This is a genomic window from Glutamicibacter sp. 363, assembly GCF_052379505.1.
GTDB lineage: Bacteria > Actinomycetota > Actinomycetes > Actinomycetales > Micrococcaceae > Glutamicibacter.
Window position 1 is genome coordinate 57,494 of record NZ_JBQSYR010000011.1, and the last position, 23,312, is coordinate 80,805.

22 protein-coding genes are annotated in these 23,312 nt (G+C 65.4%); 2 read left to right on the plus strand and 20 right to left on the minus strand.

Annotated elements, in window-relative coordinates; all coding sequences use genetic code 11:
- The first annotated feature begins 160 nt into the window (after positions 1–160).
- On the plus strand, positions 161–766 hold the full coding sequence (locus ACT3UA_RS08350; RefSeq protein WP_096288087.1) for a class I SAM-dependent methyltransferase: 606 nt from the start codon (positions 161–163) through the stop codon (positions 764–766).
- Between the two features lie 75 nt (positions 767–841).
- Here the strand turns inward: ACT3UA_RS08350 and ACT3UA_RS08355 are convergent, their stop codons facing one another.
- The 13 genes from ACT3UA_RS08355 to ACT3UA_RS08415 form a co-directional block, all read right to left on the minus strand.
- A complete protein-coding gene (locus ACT3UA_RS08355) occupies positions 842–1,006 on the minus strand; it encodes a hypothetical protein (RefSeq protein WP_176484253.1) in 165 nt (54 codons plus the stop codon).
- 218 nt (positions 1,007–1,224) lie between these two features.
- Positions 1,225–1,515 (minus strand): hypothetical protein, encoded by a 291-nt coding sequence (locus ACT3UA_RS08360; protein WP_141393588.1) that lies wholly within the window; start codon positions 1,513–1,515, stop codon positions 1,225–1,227.
- Between the two features lie 190 nt (positions 1,516–1,705).
- On the minus strand, positions 1,706–2,638 hold the full coding sequence (dapF, locus tag ACT3UA_RS08365) for a diaminopimelate epimerase (RefSeq protein WP_096288089.1): 933 nt from the start codon (positions 2,636–2,638) through the stop codon (positions 1,706–1,708).
- A gap of 9 nt (positions 2,639–2,647) precedes the next feature.
- A complete protein-coding gene (miaA, locus tag ACT3UA_RS08370) occupies positions 2,648–3,568 on the minus strand; it encodes a tRNA (adenosine(37)-N6)-dimethylallyltransferase MiaA (RefSeq protein ID WP_096288091.1) in 921 nt (306 codons plus the stop codon).
- A 4-nt stretch (positions 3,569–3,572) separates the two neighbouring features.
- The gene (gene miaB / locus ACT3UA_RS08375; RefSeq protein ID WP_096288306.1) at positions 3,573–5,084 is read right to left on the minus strand and encodes a tRNA (N6-isopentenyl adenosine(37)-C2)-methylthiotransferase MiaB; all 1,512 of its coding nucleotides are present in this window, start codon (positions 5,082–5,084) and stop codon (positions 3,573–3,575) included.
- Positions 5,085–5,358: 274 nt separating this feature from the next.
- On the minus strand, positions 5,359–7,434 hold the full coding sequence (locus ACT3UA_RS08380) for a hypothetical protein (protein WP_096288093.1): 2,076 nt from the start codon (positions 7,432–7,434) through the stop codon (positions 5,359–5,361).
- 135 nt (positions 7,435–7,569) lie between these two features.
- On the minus strand, positions 7,570–8,334 hold the full coding sequence (locus tag ACT3UA_RS08385) for a regulatory protein RecX (RefSeq protein WP_096288095.1): 765 nt from the start codon (positions 8,332–8,334) through the stop codon (positions 7,570–7,572).
- A 98-nt stretch (positions 8,335–8,432) separates the two neighbouring features.
- Positions 8,433–9,476 (minus strand): recombinase RecA, encoded by a 1,044-nt coding sequence (recA, locus tag ACT3UA_RS08390; protein ID WP_096288097.1) that lies wholly within the window; start codon positions 9,474–9,476, stop codon positions 8,433–8,435.
- A 234-nt stretch (positions 9,477–9,710) separates the two neighbouring features.
- Complete coding sequence (locus ACT3UA_RS08395) at positions 9,711–9,935, minus strand: DUF3046 domain-containing protein (protein WP_096288099.1); 225 nt, start codon at positions 9,933–9,935, stop codon at positions 9,711–9,713.
- 76 nt (positions 9,936–10,011) lie between these two features.
- Positions 10,012–10,434, minus strand: a complete 423-nt coding sequence (locus ACT3UA_RS08400; protein ID WP_096288101.1) for a helix-turn-helix domain-containing protein — start codon at positions 10,432–10,434, stop codon at positions 10,012–10,014.
- A gap of 198 nt (positions 10,435–10,632) precedes the next feature.
- Complete coding sequence (locus tag ACT3UA_RS08405) at positions 10,633–11,115, minus strand: CinA family protein (RefSeq protein WP_096288103.1); 483 nt, start codon at positions 11,113–11,115, stop codon at positions 10,633–10,635.
- A 15-nt stretch (positions 11,116–11,130) separates the two neighbouring features.
- The gene (pgsA, locus tag ACT3UA_RS08410) at positions 11,131–11,742 is read right to left on the minus strand and encodes a CDP-diacylglycerol--glycerol-3-phosphate 3-phosphatidyltransferase (RefSeq protein WP_096288105.1); all 612 of its coding nucleotides are present in this window, start codon (positions 11,740–11,742) and stop codon (positions 11,131–11,133) included.
- Between the two features lie 4 nt (positions 11,743–11,746).
- Complete coding sequence (locus ACT3UA_RS08415) at positions 11,747–14,662, minus strand: FtsK/SpoIIIE family DNA translocase (protein WP_096288107.1); 2,916 nt, start codon at positions 14,660–14,662, stop codon at positions 11,747–11,749.
- A 139-nt stretch (positions 14,663–14,801) separates the two neighbouring features.
- Here ACT3UA_RS08415 and ACT3UA_RS08420 point away from each other — a divergent pair, with 139 nt between their 5' ends.
- Positions 14,802–15,872, plus strand: coding sequence for a ribonuclease HI (locus ACT3UA_RS08420; protein ID WP_444615962.1), 1,071 nt, complete (start codon positions 14,802–14,804; stop codon positions 15,870–15,872).
- Positions 15,873–16,036: 164 nt separating this feature from the next.
- Here ACT3UA_RS08420 and ACT3UA_RS08425 read toward each other — a convergent pair whose 3' ends face one another.
- Genes ACT3UA_RS08425 through ACT3UA_RS08455 form a run of 7 tightly spaced genes read right to left on the minus strand, consistent with a single transcriptional unit; the run spans position 16,037 to position 23,304 of the window.
- Positions 16,037–16,831, minus strand: coding sequence for an ABC transporter ATP-binding protein (locus tag ACT3UA_RS08425; protein ID WP_096288111.1), 795 nt, complete (start codon positions 16,829–16,831; stop codon positions 16,037–16,039).
- A 28-nt stretch (positions 16,832–16,859) separates the two neighbouring features.
- Positions 16,860–17,984 carry a FecCD family ABC transporter permease gene (locus tag ACT3UA_RS08430; protein WP_176484254.1) on the minus strand — a complete coding sequence of 375 codons (1,125 nt, stop codon included), beginning with the start codon at positions 17,982–17,984 and terminating at the stop codon, positions 16,860–16,862.
- A complete protein-coding gene (locus ACT3UA_RS08435) occupies positions 17,981–19,228 on the minus strand; it encodes an MFS transporter (protein WP_444615965.1) in 1,248 nt (415 codons plus the stop codon). The genes ACT3UA_RS08430 and ACT3UA_RS08435 overlap by 4 nt, the downstream gene beginning before the upstream one ends.
- Positions 19,225–20,520, minus strand: coding sequence for an opine metallophore biosynthesis dehydrogenase (locus ACT3UA_RS08440; RefSeq protein ID WP_444615967.1), 1,296 nt, complete (start codon positions 20,518–20,520; stop codon positions 19,225–19,227). Before ACT3UA_RS08440 ends, ACT3UA_RS08435 begins: the two co-directional genes overlap by 4 nt.
- A gap of 3 nt (positions 20,521–20,523) precedes the next feature.
- Entirely contained in the window at positions 20,524–21,369 is an 846-nt protein-coding gene (locus ACT3UA_RS08445; protein ID WP_255248508.1) for a class I SAM-dependent methyltransferase, read from the minus strand.
- The gene (locus tag ACT3UA_RS08450; RefSeq protein ID WP_096288117.1) at positions 21,362–22,285 is read right to left on the minus strand and encodes a diaminopimelate epimerase; all 924 of its coding nucleotides are present in this window, start codon (positions 22,283–22,285) and stop codon (positions 21,362–21,364) included. The genes ACT3UA_RS08445 and ACT3UA_RS08450 overlap by 8 nt, the downstream gene beginning before the upstream one ends.
- Positions 22,282–23,304, minus strand: a complete 1,023-nt coding sequence (locus ACT3UA_RS08455; protein ID WP_096288119.1) for an ABC transporter substrate-binding protein — start codon at positions 23,302–23,304, stop codon at positions 22,282–22,284. The genes ACT3UA_RS08450 and ACT3UA_RS08455 overlap by 4 nt, the downstream gene beginning before the upstream one ends.
- Positions 23,305–23,312 lie beyond the last annotated feature (8 nt).

Sequence of the window (23,312 nt, forward strand, 5' to 3'; positions counted from 1 at the left end):
AGCGCCGGTTCTCCGGGGAACCCTGGTAACCGAGTGGGTTACGTATTAGACGAAAATCAAAGTCATAGGTAAAACTCTATCAGTGGAATGCGCCGCGCGCCTATATCGTGTAGCTCACGTTGTTTGCCCGGCTTTGCGCGCAGGCGATAATCTTTGGTGCATGACCTCGGATCATTACTTCAGCGCCAGCCCCGCCTCGGCCGACGAACGCCGCAGCATCGCGGTGGAATTGAACGGCCAGCGCCATCAGGTGCAGACGGCGCCGGGCATCTTCTCCCCCGCCGGGCTGGACAAGGGCACCGCCGTGCTGCTGGAGCATGTCCCGACCCCGCGCGGGCGGATCCTGGACATCGGCTGCGGTTGGGGCCCGATCGCGCTGACCGCCGCATTGCAGAGCCCGGAGTCCGAAGTTTTCGGTGTGGACGTCAACGAGCGTTCGATCGATCTTGCCAAGCTGAATGCGCAAAGTATGGGGCTGTCCAAAGTCACCGTAGGCACCCCGGACTCGGTGGATCCGGACCTTGAATTCGACACCATCTGGTCCAACCCGCCGATCCGCATCGGCAAGGAAGCCCTGCACGAACTGCTGCTGCTTTGGCTTCCGCGCTTGGCACCGGGCGGCGACGCCTGGCTGGTGGTGCAGAAGAACCTGGGCAGCGACTCGTTGCAGAAGTGGCTGGGAACCCAGTTGCCGGAGGACTGGAAGATCACCCGCGAGGCGACAGCCAAGGCCTTCCGCGTGCTGAAAGTGGCCCGCCCGGCCTAACCGGGATTGAAGACTTAAGCGAAGCAGCCTGCCACCGAATCCAGTGATTCGGTAGCAGGCTGTTTTCGTCTTGGGTTAGTTGGCGCCGATCACGCCGCGGGCCACCAATGCGGCGGGGCCCGAGAGAATCGTGTCTTCCTTGCCGTCGCCGGTGGGTGCGAATTCCACGCCAACCATCCCGCCGGGCACTTCGACGGCCCACTGGTTGATCAGTGCCGTGCCGCTAAGTCGAAAAATCATCTTGTCCTGCAACGGAATCGGTGATCCGACGACCGCATGCGTTTGAACTGATTTGCGAGTCGCAGATGAATTCGCAAATCCACTGCCGTCATATGTGAAAACACTTTTGATGTCCCCGCCGCCGGATCCTTGCAAACAGGAGACTCGCTTTGAACCCAGCTATCGGCTACTTCATGGCGTTTATTAACGAGTGTTCCCGAGCCCCAAGGCTAGTACTTTCAAAGGGGTCGTTCTCCAGTCGCTTCAGTCGAATCAGCGGTACCCGCTTCATTCATCGCAAGTAAATACGAAGCCGCAGTTGCCACGGCGATCTGCTGGACATACCCGGCGATCGTGATGAGTAACCCTAGCGGGACAAGCGAGAGAAGTGCTGGGTTTCCTCCAAGAAATAGCACCACCAAGCCGATGACTAAACCACATGCAGTAAGTACTTTACCGACGACCTGTAATAGACCACCTTCGGTTTGGACATGCTGAACGGTTGGCGGCGTGAAGTAGTCTTTGCTCATGCTCAGATCATAGCCAGCTGTACCTACAAAATAGGCGGTTAGCTACGCTTTGAAGACCTGGGCGGATGAATCATGCTATCCACCTTGAAGCTTGCAAAGCCTGAGGTCATAGAGCGCACCGGTCATCTTTAACCAGCAACAGCCTGCCACCGAATCCAGTGATTCGGTAGCAGGCTGTTCCCGTCTTGGGTCAGCTGGCGCCGATCACGCCGCGGGCCACCAATGCGGCGGGCCCGGAGAGAATCGTGTCTTCCTTGCCGTCGTCGGTAGGTGCGAATTCCACGCCGACCAGCCCGCCGGGCACTTCGACGGCCCACTGGTTGATCAGTGCCGTGCCGCGCGCCCAGTAGCGCATGGCGGCCGCCGCGGCACAGGCCCCGGTGCCGCAGGAGAGGGTCTCCCCCACACCGCGCTCGTGCACGCGCATCTTCAGCTGCGCGACGCCATCGGTGATCAGCGGTTCGGAGGGAACCACGAATTCCACGTTGCTGCCGTTCGGCGGAGCCGGGGATACTTCGGGTGCGGAAAACAGGTCGAGGTTCTCCAGCATCTGCGCATCGGGCAGGGCCGCCACGGTATGCGGGTTGCCCATGGTGATGCTCAAGGCGGGAAGTGCCTGCTCCCAGTCGCGCGGCTTGACCATCGAGTCGACCGAGTCCGCCGCGGCCTGCTGCTCGAAGATCAGCCCCCAGGGGCCGAGGTTAGCGGCGTAGCCATCGGCCAGGCGGGTGACTTCCTTGACTCCGGCGCGGCTGCCGATGAGCAGGCTGGCACCGATCGGGAGGTTGACCAGCCCCTCGGCGAGCAGATAGTGCACGAAGGCGCGTACGCCGTTGCCGCACATTTCGGCGATGGACCCGTCGTTATTGCGGTAGTCCATGAACCAGTAGGCCTTGGGGTGTTCCAGGGCCTGCTGCTCGAAGCCGGGGACCTGGGAGGTGGGCACGGCGCGGATCAGCCCGTCGCCGCCGATGCCGAAGCGGCGGTGGCACAGGGCCGCGACCTGCTCTGGCGTCACCTCGTGCTTGGCCTCGGGGTCCGCGAGCAGCACGAAGTCGTTTCCGGTGGCGTGTCCCTTGGCGAAGGGCAGTCCGGCAAGCTGGGCTAGTTCGGTGCGGTACATTGCGCTCCTTTAGATGGTGGGGTCGCTCGGGCGGAGCAGCTGCTGTGCTTTGCCCAGCAGCCCGGGTTCTTTCGGGTTCAGCCAGTGCACCCGCGGGTCGGCGTTGAACCAGGTCAGCTGGCGGCGGGCGAACTTCCGGGTGGCCACGATGGTGTCCTCGATGGCTTGGCCCCGGTCGATCTTGCCGTCCAGGTAGTCGGTGTACTGCTGGTAGCCGATGGCGCGCGCGGCGGTTTTGCCTTCGCGTAGCCCCTGGCCCAAGAGTTCGGCAACTTCCTCGGCCAGCCCCATGCGGTCCATTTTACGGACGCGTTCGGCCAGTGTCTCGTGTAACGCGGGACGCTCGTAATTTAGTCCGATCTGCAATGCCGGCTGGAAGTACTCGCGGTTGGGCATGTAGGAGCTGAAGGGGCGCCCGGAGATTTCGAAGACCTCCAACGCGCGGACGGCACGCCGGGTATCGAGGTTGCGGTCCGCGGAAACCGGGTCGACCTTTGCCAGCCGGCGGCGCAGCTCGCCGTCCCCGTGCTCCTGCACCTCGGCTTCGAGCCGGTCCCGGACCGCGCGATCGGTGGGCGGGAAGTCGATCACGTCCAGCGCGGCGCGTACGTAAAGCCCGGAGCCGCCGACCATGATCGGCACCTTGCCGTGGGAGCGGATTTGGTCGAAGTGGTCGCGGGCTTGGGCCTGGAACTGGGCGACGGAGGCCTCTTCGCGGATATTCATGATGTCCAGCAGGTGGTGCGGGATGCCGCCGCGCTCGGCTTCGGCGAGCTTTGCGGTGCCGATGTTCATGCCGCGGTAGAACTGCAGCGCGTCGGAGTTCACGATTTCGCCGCCCAATTCTTGGGCCAGCGCGATGGCCAGATCCGATTTGCCGGTTCCGGTGGGTCCAACAATGGAGATCACCGGCAGCTGAGTGGAGTTCATGCGGTTAGCTGCGCGCCTTCAAGGTCGGCATGCCCAGGTTGGTTCGGCTTGCCCCGCCGCCGCTGCCGGCGGCAGGCACCGCGCAGCTCTCGGCTTGGGCGCGGTCCCATGCGTCGCCGGCTCGTGAACGACGCAGCGAATACTCTTCGAGCGTCGGATCGGAGACGAGGTGGAAGGCCGCGGCCTCGGTGATCGGCACGGTGACCAGATCGCCCGGGCGAGGCTGCTCGGCGCCTTGCGGCACGGAGAAGTGCACCAGCCGCTGGTCCTGGGCGCGGCCGGCCAGGCGGTGGGTTTCCTCGGACTTGCGTCCGGACTGCTCGGTGACCATGACTTCCACGGTGCGCCCGAGCTGCTTGGCGTTTTCTTCCTTGGCGATGCGGTCCTGCAGTGCGGTGAGCCGCTCGAAGCGTTCCTGCACCACTGCCTTGGGAAGCTGGTCGGGCAGCTCGGCTGCCGGGGTGCCCGGACGCTTGGAGTACTGGAAGGTGAAGGCGGTGGAGAAACGTGATGCCTCGACCACGTCGAGAGTCGCCTGGAAATCTTCCTCGGTTTCACCCGGGAATCCGACGATGATGTCGGTGGTGATCGCCGCCTGCGGAATCAGTGTGCGCACCTTGTCCAGGATGCCGAGGAATTTCTTCGAGCGGTAGGAGCGGCGCATGTCCTTAAGGACCTTGTCGGAGCCGGACTGCAGCGGCATGTGCAGCTGCGGCATCACATTCACGGTTTCGGCCATCGCCTCGATCACGTCGTCGGTGAAGGCGGCCGGGTGCGGGCTGGTGAAGCGCACCCGTTCCAGTCCCTCGATTTCACCGCAAGCACGCAAAAGCTTGCCAAAGGCCAGCTTGTCGCCGAATTCCACGCCATAGGAGTTCACGTTCTGCCCCAGCAAGGTCACCTCGATCGCGCCGTCGGCAACCAGCGCCTCGATTTCGGCGAGGATCTCTCCTGGGCGGCGGTCGCGTTCCTTGCCGCGCAGCGCGGGCACGATGCAGAAGGTGCAGGTGTTATTGCAGCCAACCGAGATTGACACCCACCCGGCATAAACCGATTCGCGGCGGGTCGGGAGCGTGGAAGGAAAGACATCCAGAGATTCGAGGATCTCCAATTCAGCCTTTTGATTGTGTTCGGCGCGGTCCAGCAAGGCCGGCAGCGAACCGATATTGTGCGTGCCGAAGACGACGTCCACCCAAGGGGCCTTCTTCAGGATCGTTTCGCGGTCTTTCTGCGCGAGGCAGCCACCGACAGCGATCTGCATTCCCGGTCGGCGGTCCTTGACGCTTTTGAGCATTCCGAGGTTTCCGTAGAGCTTGTTGTCAGCATTTTCACGGACCGCGCAGGTATTAAACACCACGACGTCCGCCACTTCGTCGTCGTCGGCTTCGGCTTTGCGGGCAAGCCCCGCGCCTTCGAGCAGCCCGGAGAGCCGTTCGGAATCGTGCACGTTCATCTGGCAACCGTAGGTGCGTACCTCGTAGGTGCGCGAAGGATTCTCGGTATCTGCTGGGGTCATCTCGTCGAACTCACTCACCCCTCAAGGTTACCGAATCTTCAGGGGCGCGGAAACGTAGGCATGCCTAGGAAGAAATGTGCCCACTTGTGCTGAGCGCACGGTGCGGGAGCCCTGCATCAATGACATAATCCCGGCAGCAAGAATCCACTAGTTTCCTGGTTTTCCTGAACAGCCGGGTCATTGGCTGGCAACGGAAAATTTTCGGCGATCACTGCCGGCCTAGGCGCTCGGATCAGAACCTGCTGATCTAGTTTGAGGTCTAGCTCGGGTAAACCTACTGGAACTGTTCGGGCATGGTGCCGTAGCTGTACCAGACGATGTCGTCGTCCATCGCGTTTGAGTAGGCCAAGCGCGGGAAGTCGAGCTTGCGCCCTTCAAAGGTCAGCGATCCGGCGGCGCATTCGCCCGGAGCCAGCACGCGCTCTTCGAGCTGATTGGGGGTCGGGATCCGTTCCGCGTAGATGTAGCCGCTGTCTAGCATCCTGAAGTCATCGGGTGAAATCCGGCGTTGAGTGTCCGGGGCGACGCCGGTGGCCTTGGTGTCCTCGCCCGCGCAGATATTCACGTCCACACCCACCACGTACTCTTGGCGTTCGAGGGTGGGATGCTTGATCTCAAATCCCGAGGTTGTCAGTGCCGTGCCGTTTGCCAGTTCGGCCGGTTCGGTGATGTTCAGTCGTTCGAAGACCGGACCCGCCGCGCGTTGGGTTACTCCCTGGATCACGGCGGCGCCGATGAGCACGCCGCCGACTGCCGCTACACTGCCCCACATCAGTGCCAGCCCGGTTCTGCGGCGGGTGCGCCAATGTGCCGCATCGGATTGGGTGAGCCGTGACTCGACGCGCAACCGAGGTGTCGAGTCGGCGATGCGTTGCTCGACGCGTTTACGCAGGGATTTTGCGGCGAGGTAAAGCTGCGGGTAGATGGTGAGCATGCGCAGCTTTTCATCGAGGATGAACATATTGCCCTGCGAATCTTCCAGCACTGCGAGCAAGGCCGCGGTTTCTACGGCGTTGCCTGCCGTGATTCCCGGTCGTTTCAGCCGCTGCCAGCGCTCCATGAAAATGGAGTCGCGTCCCACCACCAGCGGCGTGATCGGAGCGAACGGCCCACCCTTAAAGCCACGTGGCGCCCAAGACTTGTAGCGGCGGGGTCGCACCGGCGTCGGCAGAGACAGGTCCTTGAATACCTCAGCGGAAATAGCGGTCTTCGAGTCCGCACGCTGGGCGCCATACTCGACCAACCCGCCGTCGGGATCGACGGCCGCATGCAGAGTCCCCGAGGCGCGGATAATGATCTCGCGGATGTCGCTTTCCAACGGGCTGCCATCCGGTTCCATCCCGAGTACGGCTCGCGTACGCTGCATCGAATCGTGGACCACATCGCCGGCGTAGGCCATGATATCGGCCAGCCAGGCATCCGGGATCAACGTCATCGAGGTGGCGAAGTCGCGGATCAGCGTCCGACGCTGCTGTTCGCCGAGCATGTGGCTCAGGTGGAAGATCGCGCAGAAGTCTTCGCCCATGCCGACATGCTCAACCCCGACATTCAATTGTTCATTGACGATGCCTTGGGCGCGCTGGGCCAACTGGCGCTTGAGTATCTGGGAGGCCAGCAAACCGGCTGCGGAGCGTGGGACCAACACCGAGAGAATGACCGGAGTATTGTTTCCGTACACAGCGCCGGTGCCGTTTCCTGCGGCGGGTTGGCTGAACGGATCGAGCGTCGCGAACCGCGCGGAGGGATTCTGGGTACCATGACGTTTGGGTGTGCCATCGGCCCAGGTTGCGGTCATACGTCCCAGCGGATCGGTGCGCACCGGATAGACGTGGCCGATGAGCGAAGCATCATTGGTGTAGAAGACCGCCGGAGTGCGCCCGGAGTACGGGTTGAGTCGGGCGAAGGTCTCCCGGGCCGGTGTTTCAAGCTGTTCCGGGAAGGCCAGCAACGCGGTTAGTGCCGCAGCGTTCTTTCCGGTGCGCTGCAGAACATCGGCAGGCCAGAAGGTGTTCTCGTGTTGGATGGGCAGGGTGCCGGCCGGGATGGCCGCGGATGCGAAGAGCGCGGGCAGTCGCTTCCACGCGGCGGCTACGGTGAGGCTGTCACCACGCACGGTGAGGTCGGTGGTGTCGCTGCCCACGCGCACAAACACTTCGGGCAGCGAGCTGCGGCCCGGCCCCAGTTCCACCGGGCGGGCCAGCTCGGCGCGAATGGCTGCGACGATGGTGGCGAGGGTGCCCGAATTTTCCAGCGCCTCATCGAGCAGACCAGTTCCGAAGGTGACGCCGAGGACGGTTTGGGCGTCGATGGGCTCTTCAAGCTGCCAGTTGCTGCCATGCCACACGGCCATATTTCTTCCCCTATTTCTTCGGAACGCGGCAACCTGGGCTTGCTCCGCTATCCGTGCTGAGGGTCTTAATCTACCAAGCCAAGTACCGGTGCGCGCTGCATTGCACGGCGGGTGAGGCGGTGTTGCAGAACACAGTTAGCGGGTGCCGTAGCGCTCTTCCCATTCTTCGCGCGCCACCTTGAAGGCCATCGAGCCGTGATAGCCCTTGCGCCCGAGCATTCCTACCAGCCGGCGCAGCGCCTTGTCGCGGTCCAGGCCCATGGAGGCCGGGCGGAGCTTGGCGCGCACCAGTTCGCGGGCGCGCGCTTCCTCGGTCTCGTCGTCGATCTGCTCCAGCGCTTCGGCGGCGACTTCGTCTTCGATGCCTTTGCTGCGCAGCTCGTGGCGGATCGCGCCCCGGGCGAGGCCGCGGGAGCGGGCCCGGGCGACGACCCAGGATTTCGCGAAGCGCTCGTCATCGACCAGGTTCAGTTCGGCGTAGCGTTCGAGGACCTCGTCGGCGATGTCTTCGGGGCATTCCTTTTCCAGCAGCTTGTCTTTGAGCTGTTTGCTGGTTTTGTCGCTGGCGGTGAGCTGGCGCAGGATGATGCCTCGGGCTTTTTCTTGCCACTGGTCATCGCTGAGCTCTTCCGGCTCGCCCGATTCGCGTGCTGCACGGCGTTCGGCTCTGGCCTGCCGGCGTTCTTTTTTGGTAGGGCTTTCGGCTTCCGGGGAGTTACTGGCCACGATATTGTCCATCGCGGCGCGAAGCTCATCGACGGTTTGCGGTTTTTCCGGCTCGGCGGTGCCCTGCAGTATTTGCGTTCGCTGGCTGGACTTGGCGGGGCGTGCGGCGCGCTTGGGCGCAGGTTCTTTCAGCTGCTCCAGCTCTTGCCCGGTGGGTTTGGCCCAATCCGGCATTTGATCGAAGTCGCCCTGAAACTGCGCGGAGACGGACGTAGCGTCCGACCCGGATCTCGATCCGGGTCGGACGCTACGTTTCTGAAAGCCTGAGGCCACTACTTATCGCCCTCGACGATTCGCAGGTCGGCCTCTCCTTCTTCTCCGCTGTCAAGGATGCCGAGCTTGGTCAGGATCTGGCGCTCCAGTTCGTTGGCCAGATCTGGGTTGTCGCGCAGGAAGCGGCGAGCGTTTTCCTTGCCCTGGCCCAGCTGGTCACCGTCGTAGGTGAACCAGGCACCGGACTTCTTGACCATGCCGTGCTCGACGCCCATATCGATCAGGCTGCCCTCGCGGGAAATGCCGTGGCCGTAGAGGATGTCGAATTCGGCCTGTTTGAAGGGCGGGGCCATCTTGTTCTTGACGATCTTGCAACGGGTACGGTTGCCGACGGCGTTGGTGCCCTCCTTGAGGGTTTCAATGCGGCGGATGTCGATGCGCACGGAGGCGTAGAATTTCAGCGCCTTGCCGCCGGTGGTGGTTTCCGGGCTGCCGAAGAAGACGCCGATCTTTTCACGCAGCTGGTTGATGAAGATCGCGGTGGTCTTCGAGGTCGAGAGGCGACCGGTGATCTTTCGCAGCGCCTGCGACATCAAACGTGCCTGCAGGCCCACGTGGCTATCGCCCATTTCGCCTTCGATTTCGGCGCGTGGAACCAGGGCTGCCACGGAGTCGATCACGATGATATCCAGTGCGCCGGAGCCCACCAGCATATCCATGATTTCCAGGGCCTGCTCACCGGTGTCCGGCTGGGAAACCAGCAGTGCGTCGGTGTCCACGCCAAGCTTCTTGGCATATTCAGGGTCCAGCGCGTGCTCGGCGTCGATGAAGGCCGCCACGCCGCCGCCGCGCTGTGCGCTGGCTACCGCGTGCAGCGCGAGGGTGGTCTTACCCGAGGATTCCGGGCCGTAGATCTCTACGACACGGCCACGAGGCAGTCCGCCAACGCCGAGCGCGACGTCCAATGCCACCGAACCGGTGGGGATGACCTCAACGGCGGCGCGGGTGGTGTCACCCAGACGCATGAGCGAGCCCTTGCCGAAGGCCTTGTCGATTTGGCCCAGAACGGACTCGAGAGCCTTTTCCCGATCATTACTTGCCATGGTTCACCTTTGGTCATGCAGGCCATCGCGCGACCTGCCAATCAATCTTTGTACTGTATCTAGACAGTATGAGCGCCAACCGACACTTTAGACCGCTTGGGCCCGAGGTGTGGACAAACTCTTCGTGCTGCTGTTACTAGAATAGCCTAATCCGAACAGATGTTCGAAATTGCCGTGCGGTGTTTCGAATGTTTCGATTCTTCGAAGACGCCGGGGCGCCTGCGTCGCGCGCGGCTAGGCTTCCTTGGGCTCGATGTCCATGCCGAGCCAGCGCTCGGGCGGGACATCTTGCGCGCGGCAGATCGCTTCCCACACCTGCTTGGGCTTGATTCCCTTGCGTAGCGCCTGGGTGGCGTTGAGGCTGCCCAGCTCCGTCAGCGCGAGCGAGTCGGCCAGCATGTGCGAGTAGCCCGAACCAAATTCATGATCCATGTTCCGCCAGAATTCACTGTTTTTCACGAGTTGTATTCTTCCATGCATAACGCGAGGGCCCTCGCATTTGCGAAGGCCCTCGGGTCGAAAACTTAGGTCGGGATTAAACCGATGCCAGAGGTTTGCCGTTGCGTCCGTCGACGTCCATGGCGAACTCATTGGTCAGATCCAGCGGAACGGTGTCCGGGATGACCACGCCTTCGGCCAAGGCGATGCGATCGGAGACTTCACGGAGCATCAACGACAGCGGCACCTCCAACGCGGTGCAGATCGAGGAGAGCAGCTCGGAGGATGCCTCCTTCTGTCCACGCTCAACCTCGGATAGGTATCCAAGCGAAACGCGGGCGCTGTGGGAAACCTCGCGCAGGGTTCGGCCCTGGCGCTGGCGAACATCGCGAAGGACGTCACCGATTTCATGTCGGAGTACTACCATTTTGTGTTCCTCCTTCTCGGGCTGGACCGAATGGGCTTCTCCCATATCGCGCCAACGGACGACACCATTGACAGTTACGGGTTGCTTCACCATGTGTATAGCCTCTACTCCTAGGTCCTTCTCGAAAGATGCTTCTTATCCGAAGAGCCAGACCTTGCGGCCCTTCAATTCGTACAACATCAAGTTATACGCTTTTGTTCCCGACACCTTACCCTAATCACAAATATGCGACATACGCCACATTTAGACGGATTATTGTGAAGATCAAGGGGATTAATAGTATCTCGTCTCTTACTGTGAAGAAGCTTTACCCAAAATGGCAGCTAGCTGATTGATTGCAGCTTGCGTGCTTCGTTCCCGAATCTGCACCCGGTCCCCGACGAAGTGGTGAGCCACGAATCCGGAGTCCTTCCCGTGCGCCCAGCCGATGAACACCGTGCCTACGGGTTTGCCGTCATGGGCCTGCGGCCCGGCGACGCCGGTGGCCGAAACCGCCAGGTCCGCCGCGCAGGCCCGCTGGGCACCGACCGCCATCTGCCGGGCAACTTCACCATCCACCGAACCGACCTCGCTCAGCAGCTGGGTATCCACGCCGAGCAGCTCGGCCTTCACCTGCGCGGAGTAGCTGATCACTCCCCCGCGCAGCACGGCCGACGCCCCGGAGATCTCGGCCAGGGTGGCGGCGATCAGTCCTGCGGTCAGTGATTCGGCCGTGGCCAGTTGCTTGCCTTGGGCGATCGCCTGGGCGATCACCGCGGCGCCGTGGTGTTCCATGAAGTTGAACCTTTGCTAGTTGGCCTTGGCGGCGGCGCGCAGCTTGGCGGCCTTCCACAGGTATTCCAGCCCGGTGAGCACGGTGACCGCGACGGTGGCCAGCATCAAGATGAACGCGAGCGTGCCCAGCCAATCGATCGTCTGGGTGAACGGCAGCAGGTAGAGGCCGATAACCACCGCCTGCATCACGGTTTTGACCTTGCCGCCCATATTCGCGGCGATCACCCCGTAGCGGATGACCACCAGGCGCAAGAGCGTGATGCCCCATTCGCGGACCAGGATCACGATGGTGATCCACCAGTCCAGTTCACCCAGCATGGAGAGCACCACCAGCGCGGAGCCGGTGAGCAGCTTGTCCGCGATGGGGTCGGCGATCTTGCCGAAGTTGGTGACCAGCCCGCGGCTGCGGGCCAGGTCCCCGTCAAGCTTGTCGGTGTACATGGCCACCACGAACAGCCCCAGCGCCACCCAGCGCCAGAGCCCCTGCTCCCGGTCGTCGGCCAGCAGGGCCCAGACGAAGAAGGGCACCATCAGGATGCGGATGCTGGTCAGCACGTTGGCGATGTTCAGGTTCGGGACCGGGGCGTGAGCCGCGGAGTCATCGGGCTGCGGGGCGTGCGCGCTCATGGCTTTAGTTTCTTCCTGTCAGGTCCCAGGCGTCCTCGCCCGGTTCGTCGGCTTCGTCGTAGTACTCGGTGGCCGTCTCGCGCTTGGCGAGGTCTTCGGCGACCAGGTCCACCGGCTCGGCGTGGTTCACATTGGCCTCGTCGACCAGGGCCTGCTCGGCGGCGCTGGCCTGGTGGACGGCGCCGTCGTCCCCGCGCATGGCGGCGAGCACCATCGGCAGGTCATCGGGCTGGATCAGCACATCGCGGGCCTTGGACCCCTCCGAGGGGCCGACCACTCCGCGCGATTCCATCAGGTCCATCAGCCGTCCGGCCTTGGCGAAGCCGACGCGCAGCTTGCGCTGCAGCATCGAGGTGGAGCCGAACTGGCTGGTGACCACAAGCTCGGTGGCCGCCAGCAAGAGCTCCAGATCGTCGCCGATGTCCTCGTCGATCTGCTTCTTCTTCTCGGCCACCGGGGTGACGTCGTCGCGGTATTCGGGCGTCAGCTGCCCCTTCACGTGGGTGACCACGCGCTGGATTTCGGATTCGGTGACCCAGGCGCCCTGCACGCGCATCGGCTTGGAGGTGCCCATGGGCAGGAAGAGCGCGTCGCCCTGGCCCAGCAGCTTCTCCGCGCCCGGCTGGTCGAGCACCACGCGGGAGTCGGTGACCGAGGAGGTGGCGAAGGCCATGCGCGAGGGCACATTGGCCTTGATCAACCCGGTGACCACGTCCACGGAGGGGCGCTGGGTGGCCAGGACCAGGTGGATGCCGGCGGCGCGGGCCAGCTGGGTGATGCGCACGATCGAGTCTTCGACATCGCGCGGGGCAACCATCATCAAATCGGCGAGCTCGTCGACGATCACCAGGAGGTACGGGTAGGGCTTCATCACGCGTTTGGAGCCCTCGGGCGGGATCACCTTGCCGGCACGCACGCCCTTGTTGAAGTCGTCGATGTGCTTGTAGCCGAAGTTCGCCAGGTCGTCGTAGCGGGTGTCCATCTCGCGGACCACCCACTGCAGCGCCTCGGCGGCCTTCTTCGGGTTGGTGATGATCGGGGTAATCAGGTGCGGCACGCCCTCATAGGCGGTCAGCTCCACGCGCTTGGGGTCGACCATCACCATGCGCACCTCATCCGGGGTGGCGCGCATCAGGATGGAGGTGATCATCGAGTTCACGAAGGAGGACTTGCCGGCGCCGGTGGCACCGGCGACCAAGAGGTGCGGCATCTTGGCCAGGTTGGCCACGACGAAGCCGCCCTCGACGTCCTTGCCCACGCCCATCACCATCGGGTGCTCGGTCTTGCGTGCGTTATTCGAGCGCAGCACGTCGCCCAGGGCGACGATTTCCTTATCGGTGTTCGGGATCTCGATGCCGATGGCGGACTTGCCGGGGATCGGCGAGAGGATGCGCACATCCGAGGAGGCCACCGCGTAGGAGATGTTCTTGGACAGCGCGGTGACCTTCTCCACCTTGGTGCCCGGGGACAGCTCGATCTCGTAGCGGGTCACCGTGGGGCCGCGGGAGAAGCCGGTGACGTGGGCCTCCACCTTGAACTGCTGCAGCGTATTGGTCAGCGCCGCGACGATGGCCTCATTGGCTTCGGAGGCTTCCTTGGCCGGCGGGCCGGCGGGCAGGAAGTCGTCCTGCGGCAGCGTGTAGGTGACGTCTCCGGAAAGCTGGAGCTGTTCGGTGCGTTGCGGGATGGGGGCCAGCGCCGGGGCCGGGCGGGTGTGGTTGACCGCGACGGTCGGGATCGCGTCGGTCTCCGGTTCCGGCTCGGCGTTGCCCAGTCCCACCTGATCCATGATCGCGGCCATCTCGGTCTCGGCCTTGGTGGGGCGCTTGACGCCGGGCGGCGGTCCGGCGGGAGCCGCCGGCTTGGCCTCGGCGACGGGTCGGGAGATCGCCTCGGTGGCGGTGGAATCCGCGTCGTAGACGTCGGTGACCGGCAGCGCATTCGTGGCCGGTTCGTTCGGCTCGATCACCGCCTTGTCGTAGGCGACATCTCCGGTGAGTTCATCGCCGGACTCGCCGTCCACGTTGTAGACCTCGGAGACGCGCTTGGCCTCGGCCCGGCGTTCGAAGAAGCTCTTCTTCTTGGGCTTCGGAGCCGGCGCTTCCTGCTGAGCATCCGCGTAGAGGTAGGACTGGTCGTGCGACTCGGAGTTCGGATCGAGCACCGGGACCTGCGCCACGGTCGGCGCGCTGCGTTCGCGGTGCGGATCCTGGCCAAGCAGCCGGTTATAGCCGATGCGCAGCCGTGAGGCGATCTGCAGCGGCGGGGTGGCGGTGACGACCAGCAGCGAGAGCACGAGGAAGAAGATGTGCACGGCCATCGCGCCGGGAACCGAGATCAGCAGGCCCAGCGGGGTGCCCAGGATCGAGCCGACCATGCCGCCGGCGGCCCAGAGCGCCGCGAAGTCGTCGGTGACCGCAGGCGAACCGTTGGCCAAGGCGGCCAGGGAGGATCCGGCCATGGTCATCATGAACAGCCCGATGCCGATCCGGTTATTGGCCGAATCGGCTTCCGGGTAGCGGAAGAGGCGGAAGGCCCCGATAAACAAAACCACCGGCAGCAACACCGCCATGAAACCCAGCGAGCCTCCGGCCACCGAGTGCACGCCGCGGCCGAACCAGCCCACGTCGCGCAGCCCCCACCATTCGACGATGGCGACGGTGATCGCGATCAGCGTCAGGAACAGTCCGGTTCCGTCGCGGCGCAGCTCGAAGTCGGGCCGGACGGTGGCCCCGATCCGGCGGAAGGCGCCGCCGAAGATCCGGGCGATGCCCATCCACACGCTGCGAATTGCGCGCAGCGGAAGAGCGAGATCCTGTTCCGGGTTCTCGGGAGTTTTTTTGGCAGGCGAAGAGCCCGACGTCCGCGGTTTGCGCGTCGTCGGCTTCTTCGCCCCCTGCGACTGGGTGCGTGAGGCCATAGTTCTAGGGTATCTCCACCTACCGGATACCGGCTGAATTTACACGTCTCGACAGGGTTTGGCGCCAGCTAGATACTCATCACGTGGAATTGCTCCGGGGTCGAGCCTAAATGTCGGTGGGCACCGAGATACTTTCTTCATGGCCGAATTTGTCCAGTCCCAGCTATCCACTGCGCGTCTTGAACCACGCCCGCGTTCCAGCTCAATTCCCTGCGTCCCAACATCGACGCATGCCGCGTCCGCATTCCATGCTGCGTTCATTGCCTGGACGACGCCGCAGATCGCAGGCAGCGCGGAGTTCATCTACTGGATCATCGCCATTCGCAATGAGCGCCAGGAACCGACCATGCATCGGGGGCAGTCGAGTTCGCCGCGGCCGATGGCTGAAATCATCGAACACTTCGAACGGCTGCTCGGGCAGCGCAAATCAGAGACCTGGGTGGCGCTGGGGAAAAGGCATTGGTATTTGCCCAAATATCTCCAAGCCGCCGGATTCACGGTGACCCGCGGGCTCAACGACTTGAATCAAGCCTCGGGTGTGGTGCATCGGGAAGCGGAGATCGCAAAGAGAGTCCAGACCAGAGCGGCAATCCAGGCAGGAAGCGCGTTGGCGGTGCCGATGGCCATTCCGGCTCGGGGCCACAGGCCCCGACATGATCTTTCGCCGCAGCAATGGCAACCGGAGTATTGGGATCTCGCTGATCACGCGCCCTCGAGCATCGCCCTGGCGGTAGATGCCTCAACCGATCCCACCGGCGCCAGTGCGGTCGCACTGCTCAGCGAACATGGAGATGCGGTCCTCTACGGCGGGGAGTCCTTCGACACGATCAGCATGCTCGAATTTGCTGCGCTCATCGTGGCGCTGGAATACCTCGCAACCACCTCTCCGGCCAGTGCAACGATCCATACCGATTCGGCCGATGCCTATCGTGTAGCCCAGGCGCTGGCCCTTGAGGGCCGGTGCGAGACCGGCTATTGCGGCATCAGCGAGGACTCCAAGCACCGGTTCCTGCAGGCATGGAACTCCACCGAATCGCAGGTTGCCTTTGAACTGGTCAAAGGGCACAGCGGTGAAAAGCTGAATGAAGGAGCGGATCAACTGGCGTGGGCTGGGCGGGCCGCTTCAAAACGTCCGCGGGAACAGGTCGAGGCGGCGCTGATGTCCCGGATTGCAGAGATTCGCCAAGCCTTCACCGGCGGCTGCCGCTGAGCGGCAACCCCAGGGACCTTGGACGACGGCCGGCTGCGGCTTCCCCCTTGTGATTTCCTTATCGAGCACCTCGGGTGCCTCGGCACCCGAGGTGCTTTCGTTCATGCGACCAAGGGAAATTGCCTAGCTCGCGCTAGGCCGGCACTGCGTGTTCTTCCGCGGAGCTAGAGCGCCGCGGCGAGAGGCAACGGATCGGGGTGCTCATCGGCCATGCTGAAGACAAGCTGCAGGGTGCCGCGCACGGAAAACGGTTCGACGTGGATCCCGTACACCCGCAGCAGCAACTCGGGGGTGAGCACCTCCTCGGGAGTGCCGCTGGCCACTGCCTGGCCGTTTTCGAGCATAACCAGCTTCGTGCAATAGCGGGCGGCCAGGTTCAGGTCGTGCAGCACGACCACGGTGGTGACCCCCAGCTGCCCGACCATGCGCAGCAGCTCATGCTGGTAGCGGATGTCCAGGTGATTGGTCGGCTCGTCCAGCAGCAGGTGGTCCGCCTGCTGGGCCAGGGTGCGGGCCACCAGCACGCGCTGCTTTTCACCGCCCGAGAGCGTGGCGTAGCGGCGGTCGGCCAGATCCCGCGCCCCGACCCTGCTCAGCGCCGCGGCCACCGCCTGGTGGTCCTCGCGGGTGAATGCCGCCAGCGCCTTGCGGTGCGGGGCGCGGCCGAGCAGCACCATGTCGGCGACGGTCACCGGCAGGTCGGTAGGCGTCTCCTGGGCGACCACGGCCACCCGGCGGGCCAGCTCGGTGCCGCGCAGCTCCTCGAGGGGCTGCTCGTCCAGGGTGACCAGCCCGGCGCGCGGGCGCAGCGCCGCATACAGGGTGCGCAGGAAGGTGGACTTGCCGCTTCCGTTCGGGCCAATCAGCCCAACGACCTCTCCTTGCCCGGCATGCAGGCCGACGGATTTCACTACCAGCTTGCCGCCGTAGCCCACGGATACATCGGTGGCTGTGATCATGCTCTATGCCCCTTTCGGTGGTTGGTTGTCATTGGGTCGGGTTCAGCTTGCGCACCAGCACGAAGAGCAGCGGGGCGCCGAGCAGGGCGGTGACGATGCCCAGCGGCAGCTCCTGCGGGGCCATGGACGTGCGGGCGAGCACGTCGGCCCAGACCAGGAAGATCGCGCCGAGCAGGGCGGCCACCGGAAGCAGCTTGCGGTGTGTGGAGCCCACGCACAGCCGGGCGATATGCGGGATGATCAGCCCGACGAATCCGATGCCGCCGGAGGCCGCGACCAGCGCGCCCACGCACAGCGCGGTCACGATCATCACCGCCGCGCGCAGCTTCGCCGGGGAGATCCCCAGCGTCTGCGCGGTGGAATCGCCGATGGCCAGCGCGTCCAGCGGGCGGGACCAGAGCAGCAGCAGCGCCAAGGTGCCCAGCACCACCGCCCAGGTGAGCAGCGCGGACTGGCCGGTGGCCTGGCCGAGCGAGCCGAGCGTCCAGAAGAGCACCGAGCGGCCCGCGTTCGGGTCATCGGAGGCGAAGATCAGCAGCGAGGTCAGCGCGTGCAGCACGTAGCCCACGGATACCCCGGCGAGCACCAGCCGGGTGGAGGTCATCTGCGAGCCGACCCGGGCCAGCAGGAATACCGCAATCCCCGCGGCCAGCGCCCCGGCGAAGGCGCTGCCGGCCAGCGAAGCCGAGCCGATGCCGGCCGCGGTCCCGAAGAGGATCGAGGCCGCTGACAGCGTGGAGGCCCCGGAAGTCACCCCCAGCAGGTAGGGTTCGGCCAGGATATTGCGGGTCAAGGCCTGCAGGGCCACCCCGGCCAGCGCCAGCCCGGCGCCAACGGCGGCGCCCAGCAGCACGCGGGGCCCGCGCAGCAGCAGCACGATGGATTCCTCGGAGTCGGTCCAGGCGCCTATCATTTGGCCGCCGGACAGATGCTGGCGCAGGATCTGGAGCACGGTGCCCGCCTCGATGGCCACCGGCCCGAGGCCCACGGCCACCGGCAGGGTGATCAGCAGCGCGCCGAGCAGCCCGGCGATCCACAGCCAGGTGTGCCGGGTGCGTTTGCCGTGCTCCAGGTCGTCTCCGGTGAACACCAGCGGCGCCGCCGGTGGTGTTGCGCCGCGCGGTTCGCGCAGCGCGGGATCAAGTTGGGTCATGATTGCCTTTCCAGCGATTCGTCATTCGTTGCGGTGCGCAGCGTCAGCGCGGCAATCAGGGCAAGCAGGGTGAACCCGCCGAGCACTGCGGCCGCGGCCAGATATCCCGCCGTACCCAGCGCCGCCCCGGCGGCGCCCGCGCCCAGAGACAGTCCCAGTGACATGCCGGCGGCGTTCAGGCTCAGCGCGGTGCCGCGCACTTGCCCGCAGCGGCGTACCAGTAGGGTCATCACCGCGGCGGAGACCACCGCATGGCTGGCCGAGAGCACCGCGGTGCACAGCATTGCCAGCGGCAGCACCGGGGAAAGATACACCCCGAGCAGGGCCAGCAGCGCCGCGGACAGGGCGATGCACATCACCGCCCGGGTGCGCCGCTCGGAGTCCTCGGCGTTCAGCATCCGTCCGGCCAGCAGATGCCCGAGGAAAAAGGATCCTCCGCTCAGCGACCAGACGAAGGCGAACCAGCCGGTGGATAGCTGGAATTTGTCCGCATACAGCGGGGCGAGGAAGGCCAGGTGCCCCATGAGCGCGCCGGCCCGCCCGAAGGAGACCAGCAGCAGGGCGCGCGCCCCGGGGATGGCGGCCAGCGTGCGGAAGGCGGCCAGGTAGCCCAGCCGCGGGGCCGGTTGGGCCGGCTGCCCCGCCCCGGGTTCCGCCCGGCCGTAGCGCAGCAGCGCGGGCACCAGCGCAAAGGAAGCGATGGCGATGGCCACGAGGTTCCCCTGCCAGCCCCACCACAGCGCCGGCAGCACCAGCAGCGGCGCGCCCACCGTGGAGGCCAGGGTCTGGGCGGTCATCACCAAGGTTGCGGCGCGGCCCGCGGCGGGAGTGTTCCCGAAGCGGTCCGCCGCGGCGGTGGACAGCGCCGGGTAGAGCAGCGCGTTGGATACGCCGGTGGCCAGGCAGAAGGCGGCCAGCGCGGCGAGCCCGGAAAAGGTCCCGAGCACCGCGGCGATGCCCAGCAGCGCCAGCGCGGCGGCGGCCACCCGTCCCGGGGCGATGCGCCCGATCAGCGGGGCCAGCGCAACGCCGGTGAGCACCGCGCCGACGCCGGCCAGCCCGCGCAGCGAGCCGACCTCGGCATAGCCGGCTCCGGCCCAGTCGGCGATCGGCACCAGGAAGGTGGAGAGCACGGTGAAGGGCAGCAGGCCCACGGCCGAGGCCAGCAGGGCCGGCCAGATCTCGGCGATGATCTTCCGTTCGCCGGGCAGCTTTTCGTTGGTGTCCAATTCGGTCTCGCTCATGAGGCCCTTCCGCTCCCGGCGCGGATCATGCCCAGGTCTTCGCCGAAGTCCTGCACGGCGAAGTCCGCGGAGCGCGGCTGGGCGCCCAGTCCCTGCGCCGCCTGCGTCAGCGCGCTCTCGTAGGCGGCCAGCAGGCGGTCGATCATCGGGCAGGGCACCGCCAGATGCCGGGCGAGACCTTGGATGATCTTGGTGCGGTAGTAGTCTTCCTTCGGCATCCGCGGCACGTCCCAGTGGCCTGCGTCGTTGCGGAAGATCGGCCGGATGGGAATGGCCGAGAAATCGAAGTAGCGCCCGTGGGCGTCCGGTTCGGAGAAGGGGTCCACGAGCAGCGAGGCGTAGCGCACGTAGACGAGGTACTCCTGATGGATGGCCGGCAGCTGCTCGAATGCGGCCACCTGCTCCGGGTCGATGCTCTGCGGGTGGACCGGGTAGCCGTCCTGGAGCATGAAGGCCAGCAGGTTGACTCCCTTCCCGCCCAGCGCGGTGACGATGGCCGAAAGCTCGCGCCACTGCTGGACCATGGCGTGGATCATGGATGGGGTGACCGGCCCCTCGGGGTAGAGCTTGTAGACGTACTGCGTCGGCGGCTCCGCGGCGAACACGGCGCGCAGCGTGACCTCGTTCATGAACAGTGCCGGATGCACGTACAGCGAGATGTTCCGCGCCTCGGCTTCGGCCGGCAGGCCGAGCACCGCCAGCTCGGTGCCCGCCGCCTCATGCACGGCGCGCAGCCGTTCCAGTCCCGGCGAGATGCCGCGATTCGATGCGGCGTAGATGCGGACCTTGGCTCCGGCGGTCAACACCGCAGCGCCAGGGTGTCCCTGCGGCCAGCGGGTGTCGCCCAGGTAGCTGGAGAAGCTGATCACCTCCGGATCCGCGCCCCGGGCGTTGGCGTATTCGCGCACCAGTGCCCCGGAGCCCATGGTGGGCGAGAGCAGGACGATGCGTTCGAACCCGGCCAGCACCTCACCGGCCAGTTGGCGCAGCACCGGGAGGTAGGCATCCGCAGTGACCGCCAGGAGCAGCGTGTCCCATTCCCCGGCCACCGATCCGTACCCGTGGAAGACGTGTTCGATCTGTGCTTCCCCGGCCAGTGCCGCGTGGGCGAGGTTCTGCACCTCGGCGCGCACGGTGCCCGCAGTTGTCTCCAGCGCGGCGAAGAATGCCGCCGCGCGCTGCGATTCGCGGCCCGCAAGGCCCAGGGTCCCGGGGAGCCGCCCGAGCAGCACCGCGCTTTGCACGGCCACCGGACCGGTCCCGGCGATGAGGATATTTCCCAATTCGTCCATCTGCTAAACGTCTTTTCCTATTGAGCGCTGCTTCACGTACAGCGCGATGTCGAATACCTGGTCCGGCTGGCGGATGATGTCGACCAGCCGCCAGAGCGCCGGGTCGACCTGCTGCATCGGGTAGTTGAACAGCGATTTAAGCCCGTCCCCGAAGCGCATGGCCACCACGATGTCCTCGCGGGTCAGCGCATGCATCTGGTGCAGCAGCTCGTACTTCACCGGAACCGTGGAGCTGATCACCACGTGGGTGGCCTGCGCGGTGAAGTCCAGCTCGTGGAGCGCGCGTTCCTCCAGCCCGATGTCCAGGCCCTCGCCGAGCTGGGCCACGACCCGGCGCCCGAGCGCAATGGACTCGGCGTCGATGTCGATCCCGAGCGCGGACGCGCCGGTGCGTGAGGCGACGTTCAGCAGCGTCATCGGGAAGGATCCCGAGCCGACGAGCAGCAGCTTGGAATCCCCGGTCAGCGCGACGGCCCCGAATTCCTTGGCGATGCAGGATTCGATATTGGCAAAGTATCCCTCCGCTCCCACCTGCCCCTCCAGCAGCCGTAGCGCGCGGTACTTCTCGATGACCGCCACGCAGCGCGCCGACTGGCAACGCAGTTGGTCCACCAGCTCATCGGTGCCGGCGGCCGCGGCAAGCTGGGCGAAGGGGGGCACGTTGCCCGGATCGGTGACGAAGCGCGCGTAGTCCGCCAGCAGCTCCTCGAGCTCGCCAGCGTGCCGGGTCGAGCCGTCGTAGCCGTCGGCCGCCGCGCTGAAGTGGCGCAGGAAGCCGCGCAGCGTGGCCAGCATGGCCTGCGCACCGGAGCTCAGCTCCGGGCTTGCGCCAATCGATATTTCAGTCATGGATATATGCCCTCCCCTCGGCCACGATGGCCACGTGTCCGGCGACGCGCAGCCCGGTTATCGTTCCGGAGCCGTAGTCGGCTTCCACGTCCATGGTGCCGCCGGGTTGCCGTACGCTGGCGCAGACCGGAGCGCGGTTCTTCGCGGCCAGGTACGCGCCGAGCGCGGCGGTTCCCGAGCCGCAGCTGCGTTCCCAGAGCAGGCTGCCCAGTGCGGGCACGTTGATCAGCGGGTCCAGCGCCCCGCGCGCCGGATCGTAGAGCATCACCCCGGCAACGGAGACGCCTTCGCTATTGCCCAGCTGCAAAGCCGCCTGTTCGGCGTGCTCGCGCAGCCCCTGGCCGTGGCCGGCGCATTCAATGACAAGGTGCACCGAATCCGCATACCGCACCAGGGCCGTTCCCGAGCGGGCTCCCGGGGACGGGTAGGGTTCGATGCTCAGCGGCAGCGGGCTGTCCAGCTGGCAGCGGTAGCCCGAATCCCGGGGCTCGACTCGGCAGCTCAGCAGCTGATCGGCGCCCGAGGCTTCTACAAAGAGTTCAACCCGGCCGGTCTGCCCCTGCTTCGAGGCGTGCAGCGCCGCCAGCGCCATCGCGGCGTTGGCGCAGAATTCGTCCCCTGCCATGTGCAGGCGCAACTGCGCCGCGGAGGATTCCGCCGGCAGGATGAACCCGACCTGTTCGGCATGCAGATGCTCGGCGCGCAACAACTGCTCCGCGATGGTGCGGTACTGCCGGGGCGGATGCTGGCTGGTGACCAGCACGGTGGTGTTGGATGTCGGGCTCAGCTTCGCGAAGTCCACTTCGGTGGTGCCCCTGGCCGCAGTGGAACGCGCGTATCTGCGTGCAGGCAGCGCGGAGGCGCGCCGGCGGCCGGTGTGGCGCGGGGTCCGGCGCAGCTGTGCTGACTGGCTCATGGGGCGGACAGCCGGTCCGCGAGCAGCTCCACGCCGTCCACGGCCAGCGGGCCGGGTGAGGAATAGTAGTAGTTCAGCGGCACCACGGCCGCGTCCTCCTCGATGGCAGCGAGGCCATCGAGCTCGGGTCGATCGCGCAGCGCCTGGAGCACCTCCTGGTCGGTTTCCAGTGCCGAGGAACCGGTAGGCAGGTACATCGCGAAGACCTTGTCGGCGGCGCTGGCGATCAGTTCCTCTGTGGAAGGGTCGAAGTAGCGCTTGGGCACATCGCCGAAGACATTCTCCAGGCCGAGCAGCTCCATCTGCTCCGAGACCAGCGATTCCCCTCCGTAGGATCCGAGGCCGCCGGCGCTCGGCACGTAGAGGGACAGCGCGCGCTCTCCGCTGCCCTGCTCAACGCGCGCCGCGGCGGCCGCTACACGCTCGCGCATGTCCTCCACCGCATTCTCGGCCGCCTGATCGGTGCCGAACAACTGGCCGTAGGACTGCACGTCACGGTAGATCTGCTCGAATCCGCTCACTCCTCCGGTGGAGCGGTCTTCGAATCCGGCGCAGTAGCCGCTCACGGTCAGCATCTGGACCCCGGCCTCGTCCAGTCGTTCGGCCAGGGAATCCAGATCGACTCCGGCTGCGATATCGGTGCCGATGACCACGTCGGCTCCCGAACCGAGGATCATCTCGTAGGAGACGTCGTGCGAGTCCTCCGTGATCCGCTCGGCGTCCTCCACCACGGCCTTGGTGGCCGCGTCGAAAGGCACCTCCAGGCTGCCAGCGTAGTGCGTCAGCTTGTCGCCCGCTCCAGCTGCGGACAGCAGCGCCGGGGCCTCCGAACCGACCGCGAGCACGCTGCGCGGTGCCGCGTCGAACACCACCTCCCGGCCGCAGCTGTCCAGGGTGATGCTGCCGGCGGCCGATTCATTCTGCGCGCTGTTCACGGTTCCGCCGGGGACGGCGCAGGCGGTGGCCACGGCCAGGATGACGGCGGGCATGGCCACCATCCAAGGATTGATTCTTCTCATAGATCATT

Excerpts from the sequence above, each read along its gene's own strand:
- ACT3UA_RS08350 (WP_096288087.1), top strand. The coding sequence starts at position 161 with ATGACCTCGGATCATTACTTCAGCGCCAGCCCCGCCTCGGCCGACGAA.
- ACT3UA_RS08355 (WP_176484253.1), bottom strand. The coding sequence starts at position 1,006 with ATGATTTTTCGACTTAGCGGCACGGCACTGATCAACCAGTGGGCCGTC.
- ACT3UA_RS08360 (WP_141393588.1), bottom strand. The coding sequence starts at position 1,515 with ATGAGCAAAGACTACTTCACGCCGCCAACCGTTCAGCATGTCCAAACC.
- dapF (WP_096288089.1), bottom strand. The coding sequence starts at position 2,638 with ATGTACCGCACCGAACTAGCCCAGCTTGCCGGACTGCCCTTCGCCAAG.
- miaA (WP_096288091.1), bottom strand. The coding sequence starts at position 3,568 with ATGAACTCCACTCAGCTGCCGGTGATCTCCATTGTTGGACCCACCGGA.
- miaB (WP_096288306.1), bottom strand. The coding sequence starts at position 5,084 with ATGACCCCAGCAGATACCGAGAATCCTTCGCGCACCTACGAGGTACGC.
- ACT3UA_RS08380 (WP_096288093.1), bottom strand. The coding sequence starts at position 7,434 with ATGGCCGTGTGGCATGGCAGCAACTGGCAGCTTGAAGAGCCCATCGAC.
- ACT3UA_RS08385 (WP_096288095.1), bottom strand. The coding sequence starts at position 8,334 with ATGCCGGATTGGGCCAAACCCACCGGGCAAGAGCTGGAGCAGCTGAAA.
- recA (WP_096288097.1), bottom strand. The coding sequence starts at position 9,476 with ATGGCAAGTAATGATCGGGAAAAGGCTCTCGAGTCCGTTCTGGGCCAA.
- ACT3UA_RS08400 (WP_096288101.1), bottom strand. The coding sequence starts at position 10,434 with ATGGTGAAGCAACCCGTAACTGTCAATGGTGTCGTCCGTTGGCGCGAT.
- ACT3UA_RS08405 (WP_096288103.1), bottom strand. The coding sequence starts at position 11,115 with ATGGAACACCACGGCGCCGCGGTGATCGCCCAGGCGATCGCCCAAGGC.
- pgsA (WP_096288105.1), bottom strand. The coding sequence starts at position 11,742 with ATGAGCGCGCACGCCCCGCAGCCCGATGACTCCGCGGCTCACGCCCCG.
- ACT3UA_RS08415 (WP_096288107.1), bottom strand. The coding sequence starts at position 14,662 with ATGGCCTCACGCACCCAGTCGCAGGGGGCGAAGAAGCCGACGACGCGC.
- ACT3UA_RS08420 (WP_444615962.1), top strand. The coding sequence starts at position 14,802 with ATGGCCGAATTTGTCCAGTCCCAGCTATCCACTGCGCGTCTTGAACCA.
- ACT3UA_RS08425 (WP_096288111.1), bottom strand. The coding sequence starts at position 16,831 with ATGATCACAGCCACCGATGTATCCGTGGGCTACGGCGGCAAGCTGGTA.
- ACT3UA_RS08430 (WP_176484254.1), bottom strand. The coding sequence starts at position 17,984 with ATGACCCAACTTGATCCCGCGCTGCGCGAACCGCGCGGCGCAACACCA.
- ACT3UA_RS08435 (WP_444615965.1), bottom strand. The coding sequence starts at position 19,228 with ATGAGCGAGACCGAATTGGACACCAACGAAAAGCTGCCCGGCGAACGG.
- ACT3UA_RS08440 (WP_444615967.1), bottom strand. The coding sequence starts at position 20,520 with ATGGACGAATTGGGAAATATCCTCATCGCCGGGACCGGTCCGGTGGCC.
- ACT3UA_RS08445 (WP_255248508.1), bottom strand. The coding sequence starts at position 21,369 with ATGACTGAAATATCGATTGGCGCAAGCCCGGAGCTGAGCTCCGGTGCG.
- ACT3UA_RS08450 (WP_096288117.1), bottom strand. The coding sequence starts at position 22,285 with ATGAGCCAGTCAGCACAGCTGCGCCGGACCCCGCGCCACACCGGCCGC.
- ACT3UA_RS08455 (WP_096288119.1), bottom strand. The coding sequence starts at position 23,304 with ATGAGAAGAATCAATCCTTGGATGGTGGCCATGCCCGCCGTCATCCTG.